The sequence below is a fragment of the Planomicrobium sp. YIM 101495 genome (assembly GCF_009707665.1).
Taxonomy (GTDB): domain Bacteria; phylum Bacillota; class Bacilli; order Bacillales_A; family Planococcaceae; genus Planococcus.
Genome location: NZ_WLZW01000001.1, coordinates 695,646 through 716,800, shown reverse-complemented (window position 1 = coordinate 716,800; position 21,155 = coordinate 695,646). Strand labels below are relative to the sequence as shown.

The 21,155-nt window shown below is 40.5% G+C and carries 27 protein-coding genes; 23 read left to right on the top strand and 4 right to left on the bottom strand.

The genetic code is table 11. The annotated features are described in order from the left end of the window. Positions 1–58: 58 nt before the first annotated feature. Genes GIW82_RS03675 through GIW82_RS03665 form a run of 3 tightly spaced genes read left to right on the top strand, consistent with a single transcriptional unit; the run spans position 59 to position 2,277 of the window. Positions 59–598, top strand: a complete 540-nt coding sequence (locus GIW82_RS03675; RefSeq protein ID WP_154748538.1) for a phage holin family protein — start codon at positions 59–61, stop codon at positions 596–598. Next, entirely contained in the window at positions 588–869 is a 282-nt protein-coding gene (locus GIW82_RS03670; RefSeq protein ID WP_154748537.1) for a phage holin, read from the top strand. Before GIW82_RS03675 ends, GIW82_RS03670 begins: the two co-directional genes overlap by 11 nt. Then, entirely contained in the window at positions 853–2,277 is a 1,425-nt protein-coding gene (locus tag GIW82_RS03665; protein WP_154748536.1) for a glucosaminidase domain-containing protein, read from the top strand. The genes GIW82_RS03670 and GIW82_RS03665 overlap by 17 nt, the downstream gene beginning before the upstream one ends. 150 nt (positions 2,278–2,427) lie before the next feature. Here GIW82_RS03665 and GIW82_RS03660 read toward each other — a convergent pair whose 3' ends face one another. Further along, positions 2,428–2,925, bottom strand: coding sequence for a type II toxin-antitoxin system PemK/MazF family toxin (locus tag GIW82_RS03660; protein ID WP_195913932.1), 498 nt, complete (start codon positions 2,923–2,925; stop codon positions 2,428–2,430). Between the two features lie 22 nt (positions 2,926–2,947). After that, a complete protein-coding gene (locus tag GIW82_RS03655; protein ID WP_154748534.1) occupies positions 2,948–3,754 on the bottom strand; it encodes a DUF3800 domain-containing protein in 807 nt (268 codons plus the stop codon). A gap of 298 nt (positions 3,755–4,052) precedes the next feature. Here GIW82_RS03655 and GIW82_RS03650 point away from each other — a divergent pair, with 298 nt between their 5' ends. The 3 genes from GIW82_RS03650 (at position 4,053) to GIW82_RS03640 (ending at position 6,717) form a co-directional block, all read left to right on the top strand. After that, a complete protein-coding gene (locus GIW82_RS03650; RefSeq protein ID WP_154748533.1) occupies positions 4,053–5,642 on the top strand; it encodes an S-layer homology domain-containing protein in 1,590 nt (529 codons plus the stop codon). Beyond that, on the top strand, positions 5,642–5,881 hold the full coding sequence (locus tag GIW82_RS03645; RefSeq protein WP_195913931.1) for a DUF3006 family protein: 240 nt from the start codon (positions 5,642–5,644) through the stop codon (positions 5,879–5,881). The genes GIW82_RS03650 and GIW82_RS03645 overlap by 1 nt, the downstream gene beginning before the upstream one ends. A 404-nt stretch (positions 5,882–6,285) precedes the next feature. Beyond that, positions 6,286–6,717 carry a hypothetical protein gene (locus tag GIW82_RS03640; protein ID WP_154748531.1) on the top strand — a complete coding sequence of 144 codons (432 nt, stop codon included), beginning with the start codon at positions 6,286–6,288 and terminating at the stop codon, positions 6,715–6,717. A 56-nt stretch (positions 6,718–6,773) separates the two neighbouring features. Here the strand turns inward: GIW82_RS03640 and lexA are convergent, their stop codons facing one another. Then, entirely contained in the window at positions 6,774–7,394 is a 621-nt protein-coding gene (gene lexA / locus GIW82_RS03635; RefSeq protein WP_154748530.1) for a transcriptional repressor LexA, read from the bottom strand. A 163-nt stretch (positions 7,395–7,557) separates the two neighbouring features. Here lexA and yneA point away from each other — a divergent pair, with 163 nt between their 5' ends. The 11 genes from yneA to GIW82_RS03580 all read left to right on the top strand — a co-directional run bounded on the left by yneA (position 7,558) and on the right by GIW82_RS03580 (position 15,665). After that, positions 7,558–7,875 (top strand): cell division suppressor protein YneA, encoded by a 318-nt coding sequence (yneA, locus tag GIW82_RS03630; RefSeq protein ID WP_154748529.1) that lies wholly within the window; start codon positions 7,558–7,560, stop codon positions 7,873–7,875. Beyond that, positions 7,872–8,525: a YneB family resolvase-like protein gene (locus tag GIW82_RS03625; protein WP_154748528.1), complete on the top strand. Its 654-nt coding sequence runs from the start codon at positions 7,872–7,874 to the stop codon at positions 8,523–8,525. The genes yneA and GIW82_RS03625 overlap by 4 nt, the downstream gene beginning before the upstream one ends. 53 nt (positions 8,526–8,578) lie before the next feature. After that, positions 8,579–8,812, top strand: coding sequence for a DUF896 domain-containing protein (locus GIW82_RS03620; RefSeq protein ID WP_154748527.1), 234 nt, complete (start codon positions 8,579–8,581; stop codon positions 8,810–8,812). Positions 8,813–8,898: 86 nt separating this feature from the next. Further along, entirely contained in the window at positions 8,899–10,899 is a 2,001-nt protein-coding gene (gene tkt / locus GIW82_RS03615) for a transketolase (protein WP_154748526.1), read from the top strand. Between the two features lie 122 nt (positions 10,900–11,021). Then, positions 11,022–11,279, top strand: a complete 258-nt coding sequence (locus GIW82_RS03610) for a YneF family protein (protein WP_154748525.1) — start codon at positions 11,022–11,024, stop codon at positions 11,277–11,279. A gap of 221 nt (positions 11,280–11,500) precedes the next feature. Beyond that, positions 11,501–12,418 carry a tyrosine-type recombinase/integrase gene (locus tag GIW82_RS03605; protein ID WP_370455988.1) on the top strand — a complete coding sequence of 306 codons (918 nt, stop codon included), beginning with the start codon at positions 11,501–11,503 and terminating at the stop codon, positions 12,416–12,418. Positions 12,419–13,047: 629 nt separating this feature from the next. After that, the gene (locus GIW82_RS03600; RefSeq protein WP_154748524.1) at positions 13,048–13,224 is read left to right on the top strand and encodes a hypothetical protein; all 177 of its coding nucleotides are present in this window, start codon (positions 13,048–13,050) and stop codon (positions 13,222–13,224) included. A 104-nt stretch (positions 13,225–13,328) separates the two neighbouring features. Then, positions 13,329–13,505: a hypothetical protein gene (locus tag GIW82_RS03595; RefSeq protein WP_154748523.1), complete on the top strand. Its 177-nt coding sequence runs from the start codon at positions 13,329–13,331 to the stop codon at positions 13,503–13,505. A gap of 104 nt (positions 13,506–13,609) precedes the next feature. After that, complete coding sequence (locus tag GIW82_RS03590; RefSeq protein ID WP_154748522.1) at positions 13,610–14,599, top strand: hypothetical protein; 990 nt, start codon at positions 13,610–13,612, stop codon at positions 14,597–14,599. Between the two features lie 295 nt (positions 14,600–14,894). Beyond that, a complete protein-coding gene (locus GIW82_RS03585; protein ID WP_154748521.1) occupies positions 14,895–15,242 on the top strand; it encodes a hypothetical protein in 348 nt (115 codons plus the stop codon). A 198-nt stretch (positions 15,243–15,440) separates the two neighbouring features. After that, positions 15,441–15,665, top strand: a complete 225-nt coding sequence (locus GIW82_RS03580) for a hypothetical protein (RefSeq protein WP_154748520.1) — start codon at positions 15,441–15,443, stop codon at positions 15,663–15,665. A gap of 118 nt (positions 15,666–15,783) precedes the next feature. On the opposite strand, the gene GIW82_RS03575 is transcribed toward GIW82_RS03580, so the two are convergent. Next, positions 15,784–16,347, bottom strand: coding sequence for a hypothetical protein (locus GIW82_RS03575; protein WP_154748519.1), 564 nt, complete (start codon positions 16,345–16,347; stop codon positions 15,784–15,786). 435 nt (positions 16,348–16,782) lie between these two features. Between GIW82_RS03575 and GIW82_RS03570 the strand changes: the two genes are divergently transcribed. From GIW82_RS03570 to GIW82_RS03545, 6 genes are all read left to right on the top strand, one after another. Then, complete coding sequence (locus tag GIW82_RS03570; protein ID WP_154748518.1) at positions 16,783–17,175, top strand: hypothetical protein; 393 nt, start codon at positions 16,783–16,785, stop codon at positions 17,173–17,175. A gap of 50 nt (positions 17,176–17,225) precedes the next feature. Then, positions 17,226–18,077 carry an SU10 major capsid protein gene (locus GIW82_RS03565; RefSeq protein ID WP_154748517.1) on the top strand — a complete coding sequence of 284 codons (852 nt, stop codon included), beginning with the start codon at positions 17,226–17,228 and terminating at the stop codon, positions 18,075–18,077. An 85-nt stretch (positions 18,078–18,162) separates the two neighbouring features. Beyond that, positions 18,163–18,333: an XRE family transcriptional regulator gene (locus GIW82_RS03560; protein ID WP_154748516.1), complete on the top strand. Its 171-nt coding sequence runs from the start codon at positions 18,163–18,165 to the stop codon at positions 18,331–18,333. A gap of 169 nt (positions 18,334–18,502) precedes the next feature. After that, entirely contained in the window at positions 18,503–19,363 is an 861-nt protein-coding gene (locus GIW82_RS03555) for a hypothetical protein (protein ID WP_154748515.1), read from the top strand. After that, entirely contained in the window at positions 19,360–19,539 is a 180-nt protein-coding gene (locus GIW82_RS03550) for a hypothetical protein (protein ID WP_154748514.1), read from the top strand. The genes GIW82_RS03555 and GIW82_RS03550 overlap by 4 nt, the downstream gene beginning before the upstream one ends. 413 nt (positions 19,540–19,952) lie before the next feature. Next, positions 19,953–21,128: a hypothetical protein gene (locus GIW82_RS03545; protein WP_154748513.1), complete on the top strand. Its 1,176-nt coding sequence runs from the start codon at positions 19,953–19,955 to the stop codon at positions 21,126–21,128. The last annotated feature ends 27 nt before the right edge of the window (positions 21,129–21,155 follow it).

Here is a 21,155-nt window from a genome sequence, read left to right as displayed (position 1 = left end):
ATTACCAACTAGAGAGAAAATCACATAAGGGGGCGTGAGAATATGAAGGAGGAGTCATATGCTCAGATGGGAGGTAGGTGCGGTGAAAGGGTTAATGGCAGCCGTCACGAGCTTCGGCGCGTACTTGGCGGGAGTCGTTAACGAGGTCACCGTCATCTTGGTTTTTGCAATGTTTTTGGATATGATCACGGGATTGTTGAGGGCGTATGTCACAAAGTCTCTAAATTCCACACTCGGCATGGCAGGGTTGATCAAAAAGTTCGCGGTGTTCATCATCTTGGCGTTGACTGCAGCGGTCGAGTATTTCTTCATTCAGATTGGTCAAGACACCGGCGGTTGGATCATCCTCGGCGTGACAAGCTTCTTCCTGGTCAATGAAGGATTGTCGATTTTGGAGAATGCTGCACAGCTGGGCGTGCCGATTCCGCCGATGTTGTACAACGCGCTCGAGAAATTGAACAAAGATCCGGCGGGAAAGGAACAGATGGTTATTCGTGACAAGACGCTCGACAAAGTGGACAAATTTAAGCTGATCGAGGAAAACAAAATGCTACAGCACCAGGTGGCAAAGAAGGAGGAAACGAAAGATGAAGGTTAACTGGAAAGTACGACTACAGCACGGGCCATTCCTGGTCGGGCTTTTTTCTTTGGTGTTTTTATTTGTGCAGCAAATTCTTGGTATGTTTGGTTATGGAATCAGCGACGCTTTTACAGAACAGGCGGAAGCCCTTTTTAATACTGTACTCAGCATCCTCGTGTTTCTGGGCCTTGTTTCGGATCCGATTACGGAAGGTCTTAGCGATAGCCGTCGAGGGCTAGATTATAAGAAACCGGCGCCGAACGTGAAGAAAAATGACAAGCTTTATTGATCGACTCGCGCCTATTGCGCAGAAATATGGGAAGGCGGCCGGCGTGCTGCCTTCTCTTTTGCTTGCACAAGGAATTCTCGAATCTGCTTCTGGAACATCAGAGCTAGCTGTCAAAGCCAATAATCTGTTTGGCATCAAGAAGGGCAGCGGCTGGAGCGGCGAAGTCTACGCAAAAGATTCGAAGGAATGGAGCGCCGATCGGGGATGGTATTCAGCTGTCTCAGAATTTCGCAGGTATCCATCGTACGCTGAATGTGTGGAAGATTTGCTTCATAAATACACGCATGGGCTCGATTGGGAGAAGCATAACCGGTATGCAGCAGTGATCGATGAAACGGATTACCGGAAGGCAGCGCAGGCTGTATTTGCTGCAGGCTACGCAACGGATCCGGCCTATCCTGAAAAATTGATTAAAGTGATTGAACAATATGGTTTGTCGAAATATGACGAAGGAGTGAGCAGTGTGGTCAAAAAAGTAGCTATCGATGCCGGTCATGGCATGAATACAGCTGGCAAGCGCACGCCTGCAGGAGAGCGGGAATGGTCGTTCAATGATAAGGTCGTTCGGGCAGCCATTGCTGAGTTGAATACTTACAGCAATGTGGAAGTGCTCCGGCTGGACGATCCGACAGGCAGAACTGACGTACCTTTGAAAACACGCACCGATCGCGCCAATGCGTTTAAAGCAGATGTACTGGTCAGCGTTCATCATAACGCGATGACCGGAAGATGGGGCAATCATGGCGGTGTGGAAACATTCACTTATACACCTGTCTCGCGGAATCCTAAATCAAAAGCACTGGCCGATAGAGTGCATCCGAAAATTGTCCAAGCGATGGGGCTCGGCAATCGCGGCATCAAGGGCGGCAACCTCCATATGGTGCGGGAGTTTAAAGGTTCGGCCATCTTGACCGAGGGCGGCTTCATGGATTCGAATATCGACATCAAGGCCATGCGGAACGATGCAAAATTGATGGTGCAAGGTGTGGCGATCGCTCAAGGGATTGCTGAATATCTCGGGTTGCAGAAGGGGCAGGCGGAAACAGCATCGTCCGGCGGAGAGAAATTCTACCGCGTCCGGAAGTCTTGGACAGATGCGAAGTCACAAGTCGGCGCGTTCATGAGCTTCGCGATTGCGAAGAAGGCTGCGGATGATGCCGGCCTTAACGTCTATGACGAATCCGGCAAGCTCGTCCACAGTGGCGGTAAAAAAGAAGAACCAAAGAAGGAGGAGAAGCCAGTGGAGAAAGATGATAAGCATGCAAAGCCGTCTGCATCTTTGCAAAAAGAATTCGGTGAAGCTGTTGAAGTCGGCATCACAGACGGGACTTATCCCAATCGGCAAGCAACCCGAGCGGAAGTGGCTGTAATGGTTTTACGTGGAATGGAAAGTAAAAAATGGAAATAAAAAAGGACCCTGAGGGTCCTAAGAAAAAGCGCAATAACAACATGCCATCGAGCATGCGTTTGAGATAGCCTCAAACCAATTTCTCGCGCAAAGTGCCTATGACTAGATAGGCAAAATATCGAACTAAGTATTATTTTAAAACATTAATCTTTATAGGTCAAGCAAGTCCTTAAGCCGAGTTTGAACTTTTTTTAAAGTATCTGTGTCAATCGTACCTTTTTTTACAGATAATCTAGATTTACTAATACTTCTAATCTGTTCACACTTTACAGCTGAGTCTGCATCAAGGAATGGAAAATCGGTCTTTTTCAACTTAAAGTGTGTTCTAACCTTTAAAGAGGTTCTTCTTTTACCATTTTTGATTACCACTTTAGTCAATATCGTTTTACTTAATGGAACTACAGTGACATTTGAAGAGTGGTTATTATAAAAAGTCTTGGAAACTACTAACACTGGCCGGGAATTACATTGCTCTTCACCAATATTTTCGCCAATCTCACAAGTATATATATCTCCAATATTTATTTGCTTAGACTTAATGTTTATTGAGTCTTCGATAAAATCATGTGATAGGCGCTCTTTATCTCTAACCCAACTGTTGATGCTTTGAGATTTACTTTGTTTAGCTTTTAGAATCTGTTCAGACAAATGATCCACTTCCTTCATAAATTTATGGTTTGGGAAATATCTTCATCCCATATCCCATATGACCAGGATAATTATATATTTTGTTTTCGATATTAAGGTATTCATTCTCCTTTATTCGATATCTTACGTACTGATGTATAGGATAAGAGACTAAATCGGCAATCTCTAAATGGAAGAATGACATTTTTCTATCAAAAGTTCTTTTAGGATTAAAGTTTATACTATGAATACTCTCAAAGAATGGCGGATCATGATACTTGTTTCCGTTTTCAATTAGTTTAACAGCGGTCTCAAGTAGAATTTTATTCTCCTTTTTACCTCTTGACTCCATTACAATAATCCCTTTTGCTCCGCTTTTATTAAGTTCCCGACAGAAGCGTTCGATAACAAACTCTAAGCACAATTCATACACTGGATAAGGGGAGATATATTGTCTGGTATGAGCAAATTTATCAATTGAAGATGTATATATTTTGTAATCTAAATCTGACAAAAGAAAGTTTAGTTCTTCAAGAAACTCAGTGTAATTAATAATCTTTGGATTAAAAGGGCCAATCTTTTTTCTAATATCTCTAGAATGAAAAACAACCCTGTCATTTTTAAAAAGACCATTTTTCCAGTATTTTTGTTTCAATTTTACAAATGCGTCACGGCTAGCAATAAATTCACTCCTATTAAAAAGGATTCCTGATATCGTGAACCATTGAAGCAGGTCGTTAGGAGAGTGAATAACGCCTTTTAAGTCCGTTGTACCGTTCTCGTCAATTGCTAAAACATATTCCACTTCTTCAGGCCAATCGGACAAAATACTAGGATTTTCTTTCCACATATCAGAGAATCTCCTTCACATATTTGTTTTCGTAATTATAACAAGAATTTGGAAACCACACTATAATAGCTTTTTGAACCGTAATTTAATGCTATGCCTCACTCTGCAAATAACTGCAATCAGCAGAAATTTTGAAGATGAATTTTAATAGCGGAGTGCATATTTTTGTAGGAGTTAATACCCGATGTCTCTTCGATTAGTTTACTTCCTTATTTTATCATAATTTGTATGGACATTCCTAGCGCATGGATATATTATTGACCATGAAGACAAAAAACTTAGGGAATGGGGAGAGAAGTTGAAGAAAATAGTCCTGTTAGCACTGGCTGCCATCTTGGTATTTTCTCTGATGCCACTGAAAAATGTAGAAGCGGCTGTCTATAGCGATGTGCCAAACAGTCATCGTTTCTACGATGATGTGACGTACTTGCTAGAAAATGGGGTAGTTGGCAAGCATACGCACTTTGGGGTAAACAAACTGATCACGCGCGAAGAAGCAGCGGTCATGATCGCAAAGTCACTAGGATTGGACGGGAAACCGACAAACACTAAATTTAAAGACGTGAATGCAAGCTCGCCATGGTCTGGCTACATCAACTCAGCTGTCCAGGCAGGCATTATCTCGGGTTATCCGGATGGATCCTATAAGCCGAAAGAAATTGTAACCCGTGGGCAAATGGCGATTTTTCTTTCTCGCGCATTTAACCTGACGCAAGAATCTTCAAAAACGTTTAAGGACATCAGCCCGAACATGGCTGCATATCCATACATCAAACGCATTGTAGCGGCTAACATTACCGTTGGAAACCTAGACGGGACATATAAGCCTAATGATAAGCTTACAAAAGGCCAACTGACTGCATTCCTTGCACGTGCATTGGTTATCCAGGAAACTGGCAACAAACAAGCAAAAGTTCACTTCATCAATGTTGGACAGGGCGACTCGATCCTGATTCAATCCGGCAACGGTAAGAACATGCTGATTGATGGAGGTACGAAAAGCCAGGGGGCGAAAGTCGTTTCCTTCCTTAAATCGAAAGGCGTGACGAAATTGGATGTCGTCGTTGCAACGCATCCGGATGCCGATCACATCGGCGGATTGATTTCTGTGCTGAATAATTTCTCAGTTGGGAAATTCATCGATTCTGGAAAAGCGCATACTACTGATACGTATCTCGAATTGCTTCAATTGATTGATGCGAAGAACATTCCATTTGAAGTGCCGAAAGCCGGCCAGAATCTGGCATTCGACAATGTCATGGATGTGCAAGTGCTGAACGCTGCGCCGAATGCAAGTGATAATAACGACGCGTCTCTTGTATTGAGAGCGAAGTACGGAAAAGTGAGCTTCCTGCTGACTGGTGACGCAGGAACATCAATTGAAAACGCGATGACGACAAAGTACGAAGTGAAATCTACGTACCTGAAAGCCGGCCATCATGGTTCGAATACAAGCTCGTCTGCAACGTTCATCAATGCAGTGCGCCCAGCAGGCACAGTCCTTTCTTATGGAAAAGACAATTCCTATGGCCACCCGCATAAAGAAGTCTTGACGCGTTTGAATAACGTCAAATCGAAAGTTTACTCGACAGCTCTTGCTGGAGACATTACGGTAACGACTGATGGAAATTCACACAGCACGACAGCAAAACAAATGGTAATTGAAACGCCGAAGCCGGCTCCTGCACCAAAACCGACACCAAAACCGACACCGAAACCGCCTGCACCTGACTTTGGCTCTGGTTTGTATGTCATTCCAGGGGCTCCAACGAGCTTCAAAAACTGTACTGAGATGCGCAAGTATTATCCAATCGGAGTTAAGCAAGGTCATCCAGCATATCAATCGAAACATGACCGCGACAAAGACGGATGGGCGTGCGAAGCGTAATGAAAAGATACACACTTGATCGGTTGGATGACAGCTTCTATGTATTCGTAGAAAAAGGTGCTGAAGAGAATCAATTGCTGATTCCGGAAAATGAAGTAACCGTTTCTTTGACAGAGGGAACGATCGTCCAGATCAGCAAAGACGAATCTGGCTACCACATCCTAAAGCTTGAAAAAGAAACAGCAGATCGGAAACAGGAAGTTGCAGATCTGATTGAGAAATTGAAAAATAAACATTGATACAAGAGAACCCGTCAGCACAAAAAAGCTGGCGGGTTTCTTCATATTTAATCCCAACCGTAACACGTAGATTTGTATTGCCCCACAACAGACTTTTAATTGCCCCCAAAATTACCCCAATGCCCAAATACAAACACAAACCTTTATATATAGAAGAAGGGTGAAAGCCGCAGTACAACGCAGTCGAAAATGGATAAAGATTGTTAAATATCCATCGCACACAATCAGAACAAGTGTACATCCTTGGGAACGTGAACAATATCTGAAAATGTACTAATCAAAATAACCGCTGGGGCTTTGGGGCTCGGGCGGTTTTTTCGTGTTTTAACTACTATCGCTTGTTGCATGAAACTTCCCACAACCCAATGCATCCTGTAAAATCAGAGAGAAGTGGAGGGATGAGCATGAAATGGATATTACGGCTCTTGGTCGTGCTTGCGATTGTAGGAGCGGCCGGTTGCGCAATTTATTATTTCGCAGTGGATTATGCCGCTGAGCAAGTTGCCGCGAAAGCGACGGAAGAGTTCGTCGGGGAAAGGGAGCTAACTCAAGCGAAAACATATATCGAACAAAATCCTCAATTGGCAGGATATGTAGAGGAAGCGAAAAAAGCTGAAGCAGAAGGTGCGGACTTAGTGGTAAAGACGAAAGGGGACGCAGCACGGCTGTTAATTAAGAAGGTCGGCGTTACAGAACTTGCCCAAATGCAAAGTGAACTGGAGAGCGGCAATGCATCAATCGATGAGATGATCAGCAAGCTTGAAGGAACCTTGACCGAGGAAGAGTTACTAGCGCTGAAAGTCATTGCTTATAAAGAAATCTATCAAAATGAATAAAAAAGAGGGAAAGCATGTGGAGCAATCCGTTTGCTTTCCCTCTTTTGGTTGTTTGCTTAATGGATCTGACGGTAAACACCGACAACTTTCCCAAGGATCACGACATTTTCGACAATGATCGGTTCCATAGAGGAGTTCTCAGGCTGGAGGCGAATATAATGATCTTCCCTGAAGAAGCGTTTGACCGTCGCTTCGTCGTCTTCGGTCATTGCAACGACGATGTCCCCGTTATTCGCGGATTGCTGCTGTCTAACAACGACATAATCCCCGTTCAAGATTCCGGCTTCGATCATACTTTCTCCCATGATTTCCAACATGAAAATCTGGTCGTCTTCATTGCCGTAGTTTTGCGGCAGCGGGAAGTACTCCTCGACGTTCTCGATGGCAGTGATCGGAATACCGGCAGTCACTTTCCCAATGAGGGGAACGTGGATCACTGCGCTCTTCTCGACCATCTCATCTTCGACGCCGATCACTTCGATCGCTCTCGGTTTCGTCGGGTCGCGACGAATCAAGCCTTTACTTTCCAATCGAGCTAGATGGCCGTGCACTGTTGAGCTGGATGCTAGGCCAACCGCTTCGCCGATTTCGCGGACAGACGGTGGATACCCTTTCGAGCGAACCTCATCTTTTATGAAAGTCAGTATGTCTTCTTGGCGTTTGGATACTTTTTTCATTTTATTCACCTCTTCTTGAAACGTCATATTTATTATTTATAGTATACCAACTCGGATATTGAAATGCAAACATAGGTTCGAATTTCCTCGTTGACAAAAACGTTTGTTCGTATTATTATGGGAACATACATTCCGAACATACATTCCAAGGAGGTAATTTATTATGGCAGTTATCCGTAGAAATTCTTTTATCGTCCTTTTATTTTCTTTTGTCCTTCTCTTGTCATTCGGTACGATTCTCTCTCATAATAGCGAAAAAATGGATGTCAGCTATATCCACATCGAGCAGGGAGATACACTTTGGTCACTAGCGGAATCCTATAGCGGAAATATTCCGCACCAGGAATGGATCGAAACCATCATGGAAACGAACGATTTAGATACGTACCGGATCGCTGCAGGCCAGTCGATCGCCATTCCAAGCGAACAATTGGATTTTGCGCCGGACGAGACGGTCCACCTTGCCGGTGATTCAGAATGAAGCGAGCCGTCCTTTATTGCCGTGTGAGCACAACGAAAGAAACGCAGGAGACTTCGCTCGAGCGCCAGCGGGAAGAACTGACCAAGTTCGCTAAAACACAAGGCTTTTCCGTCAAGGAAGTATTCGAGGATCAGCATAGCGGTTACGAGATGGATCGTGACGGACTGCTCGAGATGCTGAACTTCATCAAGGCGGAGCGTGTCGATGCGGTCTTCATCCAGGATGAGACGCGCCTCGGCCGCGGCCATGCCCGCATCGCACTCTTACATGTCATGCAAAAACAGGAAGTCGAAGTGTTCGCATTGTCGGACGATGGACCGATTTCACTGGGCGACATGGATGACATGGTGCTCGAGATCTTAGCGATCGTTGAAGAGTATCAGCGTAAGATACATAACGCCAAGATCAAACGTGGCATGAGAAGAGCTGTGGAGAACGGCTATAAGCCTGAACGCAACTTGAAAGGCAAAGGGAATCCGGACGGACGCGAGCGACTCGACCTCCCGGTGGAACAGATCGTGAACCTGAAACAGAACGGCATGACATTCCATGAGATTGCCGTGACACTGCAAGGATTCGGCTATAAAGCAAGCAAAGCGACCGTCCATCGTCGCTATAAGGAATATGAAAATATGGCGCAATCGGAATGATTGCGGAAACCCCGCTTTTTTTGTACGATAAGTGCATAGAAAGGCGGGGTTTCATGTTATCTCCAGAAAAGATCAAACGAATTAATGAGCTTTCCAAAAAATCGAAAGCTGAAGGGCTGATGCCTGAAGAAGTGCAAGAACAAGCGGCACTTCGTGAAGAATATTTGCAGACGTTCCGTAATTCGATGCGCGATACGATCGAGAATGTCAAAGTGATCGATCCGACGGGTGAAGACGTTACGCCGGACAAAATTAAAAACAAGCGGGAGAATAAGTATTTGAACTAATGCGTATTCTCCTTTTTCGTTGTATTCTTACGCAATGTTGACTAAACTATAGAAGGATTATACTTACTTTTAGAGGAGATGTTTTAATGTCTAACCATACCGATCAATTGGCAGTGACGACTATTCGTACATTGTCCATCGATGCAATCGAACGTGCAAACTCTGGCCATCCGGGGTTGCCGATGGGTGCAGCACCGATGGCTTATTCACTTTGGACAAAACATATGAACCACAACCCGAAAAACCCGACGTGGTTCAACCGCGACCGTTTTGTACTTTCAGCGGGCCACGGATCAATGCTGCTTTATAGCTTGCTTCACTTGAGCGGCTATGGCTTGCCGATGGAGGAAATCCGTAATTTCCGCCAGTGGGACTCATTGACACCAGGACACCCGGAATTCGGCCACACAGTTGGGGTTGAAGCAACGACGGGTCCACTTGGACAAGGAATCGGAATGGCTGTCGGCATGGCGATGGCAGAACGTCACCTCGGCTCGGTTTATAACAAAGACGATTTCAATATTGTCGATCACCATACGTTCGCACTTTGTGGCGACGGGGACTTGATGGAAGGGGTAGCAGGCGAAGCAATTTCACTTGCTGGCCACTTGCAATTGGACAAACTTGTCGTTCTTTACGACAGTAACGATATTTCACTAGATGGTGACTTGGACAAGAGTTTCTCTGAGAATATTCGCAAACGTTTCGAGTCATACGGCTGGAACTACTTGCGCGTAAACGATGGGAACGATCTTGACGAGCTTTCGGCTGCGATTGCAGAAGCGAAGAATGCAACTGGCGGCCCGACATTGGTTGAAGTGAAAACAGTGATCGGCTACGGTTCACCAAACAAATCTGGTAAAGCGGATGTACACGGTGCTCCCCTTGGCGAAGCTGAAATGAAATTGACGAAAGAATATTACAAGTGGACATTCGACGAGGATTTCCATGTGCCTGAAGAAGTTTACGAAACGTTCAAGCAAGCGACCGAAGAGCTTGGCGGTAAGGCGGAAGAAGCTTGGAACGAATTGTTCAAGAACTACGAATCTGCATACCCTGAACTTGCTGCCCAATTAAAAGCAGCCATCGCTGGTGAGCTTCCGGAGGATTTCGACAAGGAATTCCCGTCATACGAAGCGGGCAAGAAACAGGCGACACGTGCATCTTCTGGTGAGATGATCAACGCAATCGCAAAAACTGTTCCATCATTCTTCGGTGGCTCAGCTGACCTAGCAGGATCGAACAAAACATCGATCAAAGACGGCGGCGATTTCGATGCTTCGAACCCGGCCGGCCGCAATATCTGGTTTGGTGTACGGGAATTCGCAATGGGTACTGCATTGAACGGGATGGCGCTTCATGGCGGTCTACGTGTATTTGGCGGAACGTTCTTCGTCTTCAGTGACTACGTACGTCCGGCAATCCGTCTTTCAAGCTTGATGGGCTTGCCTGTCACATACGTCTTCACACACGATAGTGTAGCAGTCGGCGAAGATGGACCGACTCACGAGCCAGTTGAGCACCTTGCATCACTTCGTGCAATGCCTGGCCTTGGGTTGATCCGTCCGGCAGACGCGAACGAAACGAAAGCTGCATGGCGCATCGCAATCACTGAAAAAGACACACCAACAGTTCTTGTGTTGTCTCGTCAAGATCTTCCAGTCCTTGAGCAATCAGGCGAATTGGCTGAAGAAGGCGTCAGCAAAGGTGCATACACTGTGTCTGGTGTAGAAAACCCACAAGCACTTCTTCTTGCGACTGGTTCTGAAGTGAGCCTAGCTGTCGAAGCCCAGAAGCAGCTAGCAGAAGACGGCATCCAAGTGTCTGTTGTTTCGATGCCATCATGGGATCGTTTCGAGAAGCAGGATGCAGCTTACAAGCAATCCGTCCTTCCGAAACACGTGAAGAAACGTCTTGCGATCGAAGTGGGCTCCTCGTTCGGTTGGGAACGTTACACGGGTGACGAAGGGGATATCCTTGCGATTGACCGTTTCGGCGCAAGTGCTCCTGGTGAGAAGATCATGGAAGAATTCGGCTTCACAGCGAACAACGTTGCAGAGAAAGTAAAAGCGTTGCTCGCAAATTAATCAACCTTTAGGCAAGCAATCCGGAATTCGGGTTGCTTGCTTTTCTTATAGTCAGATAGGCGGTTTTATAGTATAATCCTCTTTGGTGCACTTATATATGCAACACGAGGGAGGTAACTTTTTTGGATACATGGATTTGGATTTTGATCGTTGTTGTCGCTTTACTCGGGGGTGTTGCGCTCGGCTTTTTCATTTCCCGCCGATACATGATGAAGTATTTGGAAGAAAACCCACCGATTAACGAAGACATGCTGCGTATCATGATGATGCAAATGGGACAAAAACCGTCGCAGAAGAAAATCAATCAAATGATGACTCAAATGAATAAAGCATCTACAAAACCTGAGAAGAAAGCAAAAGTCAGAGGCGAGAAAAAGTAAGGGGATAAACCCTTATACATCAAGCTTCTTCTGATTCTCTAAGCGATTTTTAAAAGGGTTTGTCGATGAATCAAATGAAGTTATTTATTGATTGATTCTTTTTTTCATTGCTATGAGGTGAATTTTCCTTTGCAACTCATTTAGCTTGTTGATTAATTTTTCGTATTTAGTTCAAAAAACCACTTTTCTGTTGAAACTTAAGCAGAAGGGTGGTTTTTTTCGTGGAGTTAGAAGATGTAATCAATGAGTATTATTATTTCTGTCAGGCAAAGGGATTCACTGCAAAAACGATGATTAACAAAAGGCAAGAGTTAAAACAGTTGAAGTCCTATCTAGCAGAAAGCAGGGGGATCACTAAGCTTCAATCTGTAACGGTCTATGATCTAAAAGCCTATGTAAGACAAAAGCAAATAGCAGGATTGCAGCCACAAAGCATTGTTTCCATGTTTAAGATGATTGCATCATTTTTTAATTGGTGTGAAAAGGAAGAGTATCTTTCTGAGAATATTGCTAAAAAAGTGGAGCTTCCTAAAGTGCCTGAGAAAGTGTTAAATGGGTTCACTCTGGAAGAGGTTCACGCCATGATTAATTCATTTTCTTATAAGACGTATTTAGAAGCGAGAAATAAAGCCATTATAGCGCTTCTAGCGGATACAGGAATCAGAGCAATGGAATTGAGGACATTGAAGACAGCGAGTTTTAGTGAAACTAAAATACTTGTAAATGGTAAGGGGAATAAAGAACGGATCATTTTCATCAGCCCTGCATTGAAAAGAATCCTTATCAAGTATGAACGTCTGAGAAAACAAAATTTCAAAGATAGACAAACTACAGACGAATACTTTCTTTCTTATCAGGGGCGTGGGCTATCTCATGTGGCGTTAGACAGCGTTGTAAAGCAAGCAGGTAAGAGGGCAGGGGTGGAAGGGAAAAGGGTTTCTCCGCACACATTCAGGCATTTCTATGCTGTCCAATGGTTAGACAATACTAATATGGATGTTTACAGTTTGTCGAGACTCTTAGGACATTCTGATATTAGTGTTACGCAGCGGTATTTGCACAGTATGAGCGATCAGCAATTGATTACTAAAGCTATTAATTCCAGTCCTCTCATGGGGAGATTTTCAACAAAAGATTAATTAGTTTTCTGCACAAAAAAAGAAGACCAGTGACGGCAATCACTGATCTTCCAACTAAATATAGAATACTCCCGTATTCAAAATGTACCTTAATATTATCGCAAAAAATGTGATATTGCAAGGCTTATTAAGTAATGTCATTTTTCGGGAGTGTTCTTGTCGTGGAATGCCTAGTAACACGACACTAATCTAAAATTGACAGGGTTTTCCGTTCCCGATGCAATAAGTACGGATATACTGCTCTTTTAGCCGTTCTTTGTCTCGGTGAGCAGTGAAGGGTGGTAGCTACCTTTAAAGGCTAGGAGAGAGCTTACTGAAGTGTTACGGCACTAGCATTATACTCCTGTAATCATCTGTGGGCAGTAAGCAGATGGGGATATAAGAAACGAAAGTTTCCAATTAGACAAAGACGGACGAACCTCATTTTGACACAATGACGCTGTTAAAAACGTGATTGCTGCTTTACTTTCAGACATAGCTTTATTTGTGTCTGAAAGTAAGGCAACAATTTTACGAATTTCCTATTTTTCTCCAACTCTGCTGTCAAAAAGCGTTAAAGGTCAAGTGAAATAGAGCAAGAAAACAAAAGAATTTTAGGGATGAAGATAACTAGAGGGAGGGAGATAACCATGAGGAACTTAGAGCAGGAATATAACGCTAGAGAAAAGCTAGAAAGTGAGATCAAGGAAGCTAAAGAGAAATTATGGGGGTTAATGGTGCAGGGGGAGAATGAAGAGAACATAGAGAATCTTGCTGCTTATGTGAGGTATTTAGAACGTGAGATACAGGATTCAGTAGTTGAATAGACACACCTAAAGAAATAGAGTAAGATAGACGTAAGTTAATTGGTAAAATATGTATTTAAACACTATGTATTATTATAACTTACTTAAAAGAAGGAGAAGTGAATATGTCGAAATCAAAAATTATTAAGAATCCACAATACTTAGAGCAACTAGAAAGAGTAGGTAGAGAAGCGCTATCAGATGAAACAATTGAACGGATTGCAAGAAAAATACAAGAGGTTTATGCTGACATTGGAGATAGAGAAGAGAAAGAAGAAGAAAATAAAGATAAATATTTCTAAATCACGTTGATGAATTTGAAGTTGGTGGGTAGAATAATAATAATATGTTCTTTTTGGTAGTCCTCTATTTTGGAGGATATACACAAAAGAGAAGAGGAATGAAAATGGATTTTAAAGAGAAGATTAAAGCGCATCAACAAGGGGAACATGATTTTGCTGCTGAATTAATGAAGTTGGCTCAATCAGAAATGGTTAAGACTACAATGATCTGCAAGCAAGTCGAGCAAGAGTTTTATAATGAGGAAGATGGACATTACACTTTAACATTTAATCGTTGGCGACCGAAGTATACTGTTAAGAAAAATACTGCTGAATACCGACTAGCATACAATATTAGAATTTGGTTAGCTAGGTACACTAAAAAAGCTAATGGCATGCGAAGAAAGTATCTTTTTGAAGGAAGCCAGCAGTCAATATATGATGATGATGCTCTGCATACGATTTATAGCACTTTTGCAGAACATGGCTTTCATTACTACAAAGACGATTTTGACAAAGTACCATCTAAAGTATGGGATAAGATAGGTTATGGGAACGTATATGATGAATTTATGGAGTTTAGAAATATTCTCCCTGCAATTAATAGAGAAAAGAGCAAATTGCTTAATCAGTATACACCTCTAATATTAGAGTCATTGAATCAGGTACTGTCGAGCGTTGATCTAACTAGATCAGAAGATGAAATTATAGGCTTTATTGCTATAAGTACGAAAAGGAAAGTTGACCGTAAACTTACTAAGTTGCTGGGAACGAAAGTCCATAACATCAATGGCGAAAAGTATTATGTGACGAAAGAAGAAATCCGCAAGCAACAATTTATTAAAACTAGTGCCAAATATATTTTGCAGGTGAATGAAGACAATCTTACTAGCAATCAAGCCGTTTTCTATAGCATGTTAAAGAATGTGATACAGAAGGAAATTGACGCTATCAATATTGCACCATTTACATTTAATGAAAAGGGTCATCTGATCGGATTTAATAAAAGATATTTTGCTATGCAGATGAATATGAAAGAATCTGCTTTCAAAAATAGACTTAGACGCTTGAAAGAAAAGTCTAAGGTAACTAAAGAACAATTGGAAGCGATTTAAGCAATCTAAAACGTAACACTTTTTGAGTATAATTAGGTACTAGTGTAGGGGTGAAAAGTCAATCTTTTTTGCTCCTCAGATGCGTATTCTCTCCTCCAGATTGATTTACGTATTACACCTAATGAACAATAAAGAGGAGTCAAGACCTCTGTTCAACTTTAGTCATTATAGTTCATTCTGTAATGCAAATTTTTTGTAGTTTATTTTTTAGAACCTTACGCCATTAGGGTTCTTTTTTTTATGTCTATCAATCAAATTTTTCAATAAAATCTTTAAATGAAAAGGTGGTCATTTTGTGGCTGAAATCAATCAATACGGTTATCAAAAGATTCGAGAGTTTGTAATTGCAAATTGGAAATACCTAGAGTTGCGGAAGCCGGATGGTACAGTTTTAAAGCGTTTTGGTATTGCTGACGGCCTTGAAATCGCTGGAAGTGCAAACACCCCAACAATTGAATACAAGCTCATTATCAAAGGCTCAGACGCTTTATTCACTAATCAAACAGTCGGGAAATCAGTTGTGTTTGATTCACCTACTGGAGCTAACGCAATTACTACTGAAAACTTCACTAGCTTTACATTTGAGTCGGCTGATGATGAACTGACAATTATTCATAAGCTTCAAATTCCGCAAGTATTGTAGGTGATTAAATGTTAGGAATTGGAACTAAATCTAATCCATTAATCATTGAAACACCCAATTCCTACAAGTGATCGTGGCCATCGTCATTTGGATGTTTTAACAGACACGTGGAGTTTATCTGATAAGCAACTGGCTGACCTGTTAGTACAAGTGAATGACAATGCGATAAACGGGTTCTTTCAAACGGTAAGGCGTAGATTGTCGATTTTAGAAAGACCTCTTGTAACGGCACGTGGAGATGGTAAGAGTTATATTTATTCGAACTTCAATCCGAGGTACTCACAAATGGCCATCACGATTTTGAGAACTTACTATAACTTCTGTATGCCGTTCAATTCGAATGGTGAGAAGAAAACACCAGCTCAACGACTCGGCATCGCTGACAAGGTGTATACGTGGGAAGACATTATTTACAAACGTTAAAACTTCGAGGGCTTTGCCAAAATCTTGGTGAAGCTTTTTTGTTGAAAAGACTTTGTTAAGTAGCCACCGTTTGTTTTCAAACAAAAAACATCGCAAAATGCGATGTTAATGATTTGATTTAATTTTCATATAGGTGAGTGTCTAATTCTTCATTTGTATTCTGATTAATCAAACTCAATTCATTTATTTGAGATAAATTGTCTGACTCAAAGTACCATAGGTATACATTTTCTAGTTCCATCTCAATCGACTCATCATACAAAGAACCTTTCAAGTTGATTTTGTTGGCAGGTATATCATCGGCCATTACTGTAAGTTCCTCGCCGTTTTCCATCAAGCCAAATATTATTTCATCCCCATATTTTTGGTATCCGTTAAACTTTTCGTCAGATATAGTTCCAATAGGCTCGTTCCATACTTGGTAATCCGATTTCCAGCCAAATAGTCCTTTGTTAATCTTTGCTGCGCCAATGTTGTTTGAATCTGTGATGAAGTAGAATAAGGCTTTGTCCTCCGTTACATAAGCGGGAATTAAGATTGCATCCTCATTCTCAGCCAATAATGCTTCCTGAGGTTCATCATAAGAAATTTTTATTTCTGAAATAGACCATACGGTAAATACCGATATTAATCCGATGCTCAACGCTATTATTGAAATGAATAATTTAGATTTCTGCTTCATAGTACATCCCCCTTTCTTAAATCTTAAACGGTATATTACCATTTAAGTTCCTCCTTGATCTCATTTTACCTTAATTTTCAATAAAAGAAGCTTACTTAATGAAAAATTTTAAAAAGGCGAGAAAAATGAACGAGAAAAATAGCACCGCCGATTCGCATTAATTAGGTTGATTAAACCTGTACGAATTGAGGTACTATTTGTTGTTATAAAGTTGTGATTATTTGTTGCTAAAATCTTTGCGATTTCAGATGTTATTCGGGTTTTTGTACCAGTGAACCGAACGGGTTAGGATTTATCTCAAGGGTCTTTTTATTATGACTACAATTACACGGCTGACTCAGATTTTATTTTTGAGTTTAGCGGTATTTATGGTAAGCCAGTAGTTGCGAGACAACTAATTCAAGTCAAATTTAATTAAGAAAAAGGAGAATCATTATGGAAAATGCAACAGAGCCAGTAATTGAAACTACAGAAACAGATGCAGTAGAAAATGAGGGTGTTACTGAAACTGTTGATACAGAACCAGCAGAAGTTGATCCACTGGAAGAAGCTCATAAGCAATTAGAACAGCGTGAAAAAGAATTGTTTCAGCGTGAGGTAAAAGCAGAGCTTAAAGAAAATGGACTTGTGCAGTTTGCGGAAGTTGTATCAATAGCCGATGAAAAAGAGCTAAAAGAGACTATCAAAAAGCTCTCTGCAATTGTCAACGATCTGAAAGTTTCTCTTTCCTATCAACCAACCGATAACACTAAGCAAGATTCATATACAGTAGCTAAACAAAATGGAGATTCGAAATCAATGATTAAAGCACTTTTCGGTAACCGCTGATTAGTGCTTTTTAAATTGACTAAAACTAAAACCTAAAGGTGGAATATTAAATGTTTAAAGTAGAAGATAAAGTAATTGATTTGCGTGACGTGCTAGTAGAGGTAAATAAAAAACAGAACCCATTTACAACTTTCTTGCTTTCAAAACAGGTAAAAGCAACTGCTCCCGTTTATAACTGGATTCAAACAGAAATTGCAGACAGTGCCGTAACGCTACAGGAGGGCGGAGATGCTCCTGAATATACTAAAGACGGTCAGGAACTAAAGCAGATTTATTTAGAGCTATTCGCAAATACTGCAACAGTTTCTAACACTGCTCAATACTCTAGCCATCATGGTATTAGTGATTTGCTTGCTAAAGAAGTAGATTCTAAAACTAAGGCTATTAAACGGCGTGTAGAAAATAAGCTAATCCACGGAAAAGGCTCTTATGACGCTTCTACAGGTACTTATCACACTTCTGGTATTCTTGAGCAGATTGACGCAGATCATCAACTAAAAGGCGGTTTCTTTGATGACGCTGCTTTTGAATCAGTTGTAGAAAAACTATATGATGCTGGCGTTTCTGACAACATGATTGCTTTCCTTCCTGCATCTATGAAGAAAAATCTTGTTGATTCTGCTAACGTTGTTCACCTTGCACGTGAGAAATTCATGGGCTTTGACGCAGATGTTTACTCTACGGTCTATGGGCAGGTCACATTCTGCCTTACAGAGGAATTAGGTAAAGGCAAAATGTTCATCGCTAACCCTGAATATATTGAAATGCCTGTCCTAATTCCTTTGCATGGTCAAGTTGAGCCAGTATCAGGTTCTAAACAATCTGTATTCCTTGAGACTCAACTAGGTATTTCCCTATTGAACGAAAAAGCAGCAGCATCTTTTGAAGTAACAGAAGCATAATCATATAAGACACTTGCCTTAACGGTGAGTGTCTTTTCTATTTTTAAATGGAAGTCAAAAATTTAAATGAGAAGAGGGAAAGAAGATGGAAAAAGAAAAGCTATTTTTACTTAGAAGAAAAAAGCAAATTAAGCTTAGAGAAATTGCGGAGTTTATTGACTGTTCTATTGCAATGCTCTCACTCTTTGAGAATGACAAAGCTAATTTAGACATCAATAAGCAAATTCTTTATAAGCAGTTCATTGAGAACTATTAATCACATAAAAGAAAATCCCATATGAGAAGGAGTGAAAAAATGACTCACTCAACTTAGCTTTCCTTTTTCTCGTAAGCAGTCAGACCGTTGACTATTTTACTGGTTTTTAGAAACCTTTGAGGAAAAGGAAGCTTTACCTAAGGAAAATTATTTTGAAGAATCATTATTTATGAAACAAGAATTACTAGAATTGATACCTGAATGGGCAACCCTAAAGCAAGACAGAAATTTAACTTTAACAAATGATCTTGATTCATTATTATCCTGTGCTTTATTGAAACACGTTTTTGGCTATGAGATTAATTATTTCTATTCATTCAGTAAAGTATCAGCATTGAATTTACAGGATAAGCGTAAATCTATAGGCGTTGATCTCGCTCTAGTTAAAGGCTATACCTACTGCAATCATTTAACCATGCTTGACGCAGCCAGTTATAAAAACCCTGATTCGGCCAATATCAATAACCTGCTGAACATTAGCCGAGATACTTATAATAAAAAATTTGCTATGAGTACCTTCATAATGTTGTGGTCATTATTAGGCATGGAAACGGAAGGACTGTCCGATGATTTAATTAAGCTTCTGCTTTCGGTGGATTCAGGATTTAAAGGTTATTATCCTGAGGAATACCGATATATTTTCATGGATCATTTAGATTTATTAGGAATGAGCCATTTTGCAGAAGTCTTAGAGAGAACCCATATTGCAGATATGTATTACTTTAAGGAGGTAAATAATTTAGACGCTTCTATTGTCCTTAACAGGAAAAACAACAAGCTTAAATTTATTGAAACTGGTCGTTCTATTAAATGGGATCAGCAGGAAGTAGATTTAGATTGGTTAAGTAAAACAGTCGGCTTTAAGGTTGAGCTTCCTAAAGGCGAATTTACTGAAATACAGAAATTAGAGAATGAAAAGCTTGAATGGCATGAACTGACGAAAACAAAAATTGAAGAGTCTTTTAGTTATGCTTTCGTCTATAAGGATAAAGTTAAAGTTTCAACTCACATGAAAGGAGAATCGCAATGAAGCAACTGAGTGATAAGGATTTTTTCTTTTGCTATAAGAAGTCTATGAGTTGTTATCTTAGAGATCAAGGTTTCCACTATATCTTTAAAGCTAAGTCTATTAAGAATGGTGAAACCTTTACTCTGTATCAGAAATCTTCACAACTTCAACAGGCACTAGATGAATACGGTGCATAATTTTATGCTTTTGGAGTTTTCAGGAGAATGATGTATACTATCAAATATCTTGCAACTAGCAATTGTTTCGCTACGCTACTCAATCGCCAGTTGGTGCTTACGCACGTAGGTTTTTTATTTTTATAATAAATTCCTACAACTATCCTATAGAATATATATATTTATCTATAAGAAGGTTGTAGGAATTTTAAACTTTTTAAATGGAAGGGAATCTTATATGAAAAATTATAATTGTTTTAGCTATAAACAAATGAAGTATCTATTAGAAAATGGGCAAATTCCTGTTCATTGTATGGCTCATTCAGAAACGAAAAAAACTTTTTGGGTGTTTACGCAAAACGAGTCGTTGTCCCTGCTTTTAGAGAAGTGGACGCAAAACAAAATTAACTTATAGAATTGAGAGGACTTATAGAATGACACTTATAGAGAAAATTACACTTACAGAGTATGAAGCAATTTTACTTACAATGGAGTACGGTTTTGAAGGCAATGAGTTTAATACTGCCAAATGGAAAAAGAATGGCGCACTTGATGGCACTAAGGATAAAGTTACAGGCGAATTTAGCGATAGAGCTATCTTAGCTTTAATAGCAAAATTAAAAACTTTTTATCATAATGTGCAAGTAGAGGGCAAGGGTAAAGGCAGACATTATATCCTTTGGGGGAAAAAAGAGATTCAGACAGAAAGGGTTTTTAATTATAATTCTTTTGCTTCTACTCCAGAGGGAAATATCATGATTGAATATGTGTTCAATCGGTTGTTGAAAATCAAAACTAATACTCTTAGCATTACTAGATGGACTTCCTTAATCGGTTTGCCAAAATTAGACGACAATTCTTTAAAAGCAGCATTTGAAGAAATGAAGGAATTATATTCGTTCAATTTAGGAGAGAATACTGAAAAGGTTATTAATAAGACTATTAGGGAGATCAATTCAGTCATTAACAGTAGAAACGTAGATATTATTAGAAATGCTTTTAACCACTTAAAGAAGCAAAACAGAATTGAAATTACACCTCTGTACTATTTCCGAAAAATTGACGGCAATGTACAAGTCGTTGATGTCATTGAATATAGGGAATTGAAAGCGGACATTAAGATTTTAGTTGAGGAACAAGAAGTAGCATATCAAGACTATATGAACGCCAGACGTTTCAATAATTTTCACTCTGAGGAATTAAGAGAATGTAATAAAATCGTGAAACAGCACTTAAAGGATCAAGAAATTGACTATGAATTTGAACGCCTGTTTGTAGATGTCGTAAATAAGAAGGTAGTTAGAGAGCTTGATGAACAAGAAGTAAATAGAGCATGGTGCAACAATTTCATTTCATTGGCTCAAGACAAGCAAAAGAAAGAAAAATATAAAAATTCCCAATATCTTTCTAAAGAATTTTACCTTTTAAATGTCTGTATTCTGTTGAGAGCTTACTTGAGTAAATCGCAACTCTCTATTATTGAAGAAGAAACTACAAATTTAGAAAAGCGATTTGCAACCATGTACGACAGATATGTTGAAGCAAAATTATTAGAAGAGGAAGAAGAAAAACCAAAAGGATTTGGACAGACCATTGAGCATACTGCTTGATGGTTTTTTTGTGCAGAAAATCTAAAG

Bases quoted from the DNA above. Each gene is read 5' to 3' on its own strand.
- GIW82_RS03675 (WP_154748538.1), top strand. From the start codon at position 59: ATGCTCAGATGGGAGGTAGGTGCGGTGAAAGGGTTAATGGCAGCCGTC.
- GIW82_RS03670 (WP_154748537.1), top strand. From the start codon at position 588: ATGAAGGTTAACTGGAAAGTACGACTACAGCACGGGCCATTCCTGGTC.
- GIW82_RS03665 (WP_154748536.1), top strand. From the start codon at position 853: ATGACAAGCTTTATTGATCGACTCGCGCCTATTGCGCAGAAATATGGG.
- GIW82_RS03655 (WP_154748534.1), bottom strand. From the start codon at position 3,754: ATGTGGAAAGAAAATCCTAGTATTTTGTCCGATTGGCCTGAAGAAGTG.
- GIW82_RS03645 (WP_195913931.1), top strand. From the start codon at position 5,642: ATGAAAAGATACACACTTGATCGGTTGGATGACAGCTTCTATGTATTC.
- GIW82_RS03640 (WP_154748531.1), top strand. From the start codon at position 6,286: ATGAAATGGATATTACGGCTCTTGGTCGTGCTTGCGATTGTAGGAGCG.
- lexA (WP_154748530.1), bottom strand. From the start codon at position 7,394: ATGAAAAAAGTATCCAAACGCCAAGAAGACATACTGACTTTCATAAAA.
- yneA (WP_154748529.1), top strand. From the start codon at position 7,558: ATGGCAGTTATCCGTAGAAATTCTTTTATCGTCCTTTTATTTTCTTTT.
- GIW82_RS03625 (WP_154748528.1), top strand. From the start codon at position 7,872: ATGAAGCGAGCCGTCCTTTATTGCCGTGTGAGCACAACGAAAGAAACG.
- GIW82_RS03620 (WP_154748527.1), top strand. From the start codon at position 8,579: ATGTTATCTCCAGAAAAGATCAAACGAATTAATGAGCTTTCCAAAAAA.
- tkt (WP_154748526.1), top strand. From the start codon at position 8,899: ATGTCTAACCATACCGATCAATTGGCAGTGACGACTATTCGTACATTG.
- GIW82_RS03600 (WP_154748524.1), top strand. From the start codon at position 13,048: ATGAGGAACTTAGAGCAGGAATATAACGCTAGAGAAAAGCTAGAAAGT.
- GIW82_RS03595 (WP_154748523.1), top strand. From the start codon at position 13,329: ATGTCGAAATCAAAAATTATTAAGAATCCACAATACTTAGAGCAACTA.
- GIW82_RS03590 (WP_154748522.1), top strand. From the start codon at position 13,610: ATGGATTTTAAAGAGAAGATTAAAGCGCATCAACAAGGGGAACATGAT.
- GIW82_RS03575 (WP_154748519.1), bottom strand. From the start codon at position 16,347: ATGAAGCAGAAATCTAAATTATTCATTTCAATAATAGCGTTGAGCATC.
- GIW82_RS03570 (WP_154748518.1), top strand. From the start codon at position 16,783: ATGGAAAATGCAACAGAGCCAGTAATTGAAACTACAGAAACAGATGCA.
- GIW82_RS03565 (WP_154748517.1), top strand. From the start codon at position 17,226: ATGTTTAAAGTAGAAGATAAAGTAATTGATTTGCGTGACGTGCTAGTA.
- GIW82_RS03560 (WP_154748516.1), top strand. From the start codon at position 18,163: ATGGAAAAAGAAAAGCTATTTTTACTTAGAAGAAAAAAGCAAATTAAG.
- GIW82_RS03555 (WP_154748515.1), top strand. From the start codon at position 18,503: ATGAAACAAGAATTACTAGAATTGATACCTGAATGGGCAACCCTAAAG.
- GIW82_RS03550 (WP_154748514.1), top strand. From the start codon at position 19,360: ATGAAGCAACTGAGTGATAAGGATTTTTTCTTTTGCTATAAGAAGTCT.
- GIW82_RS03545 (WP_154748513.1), top strand. From the start codon at position 19,953: ATGACACTTATAGAGAAAATTACACTTACAGAGTATGAAGCAATTTTA.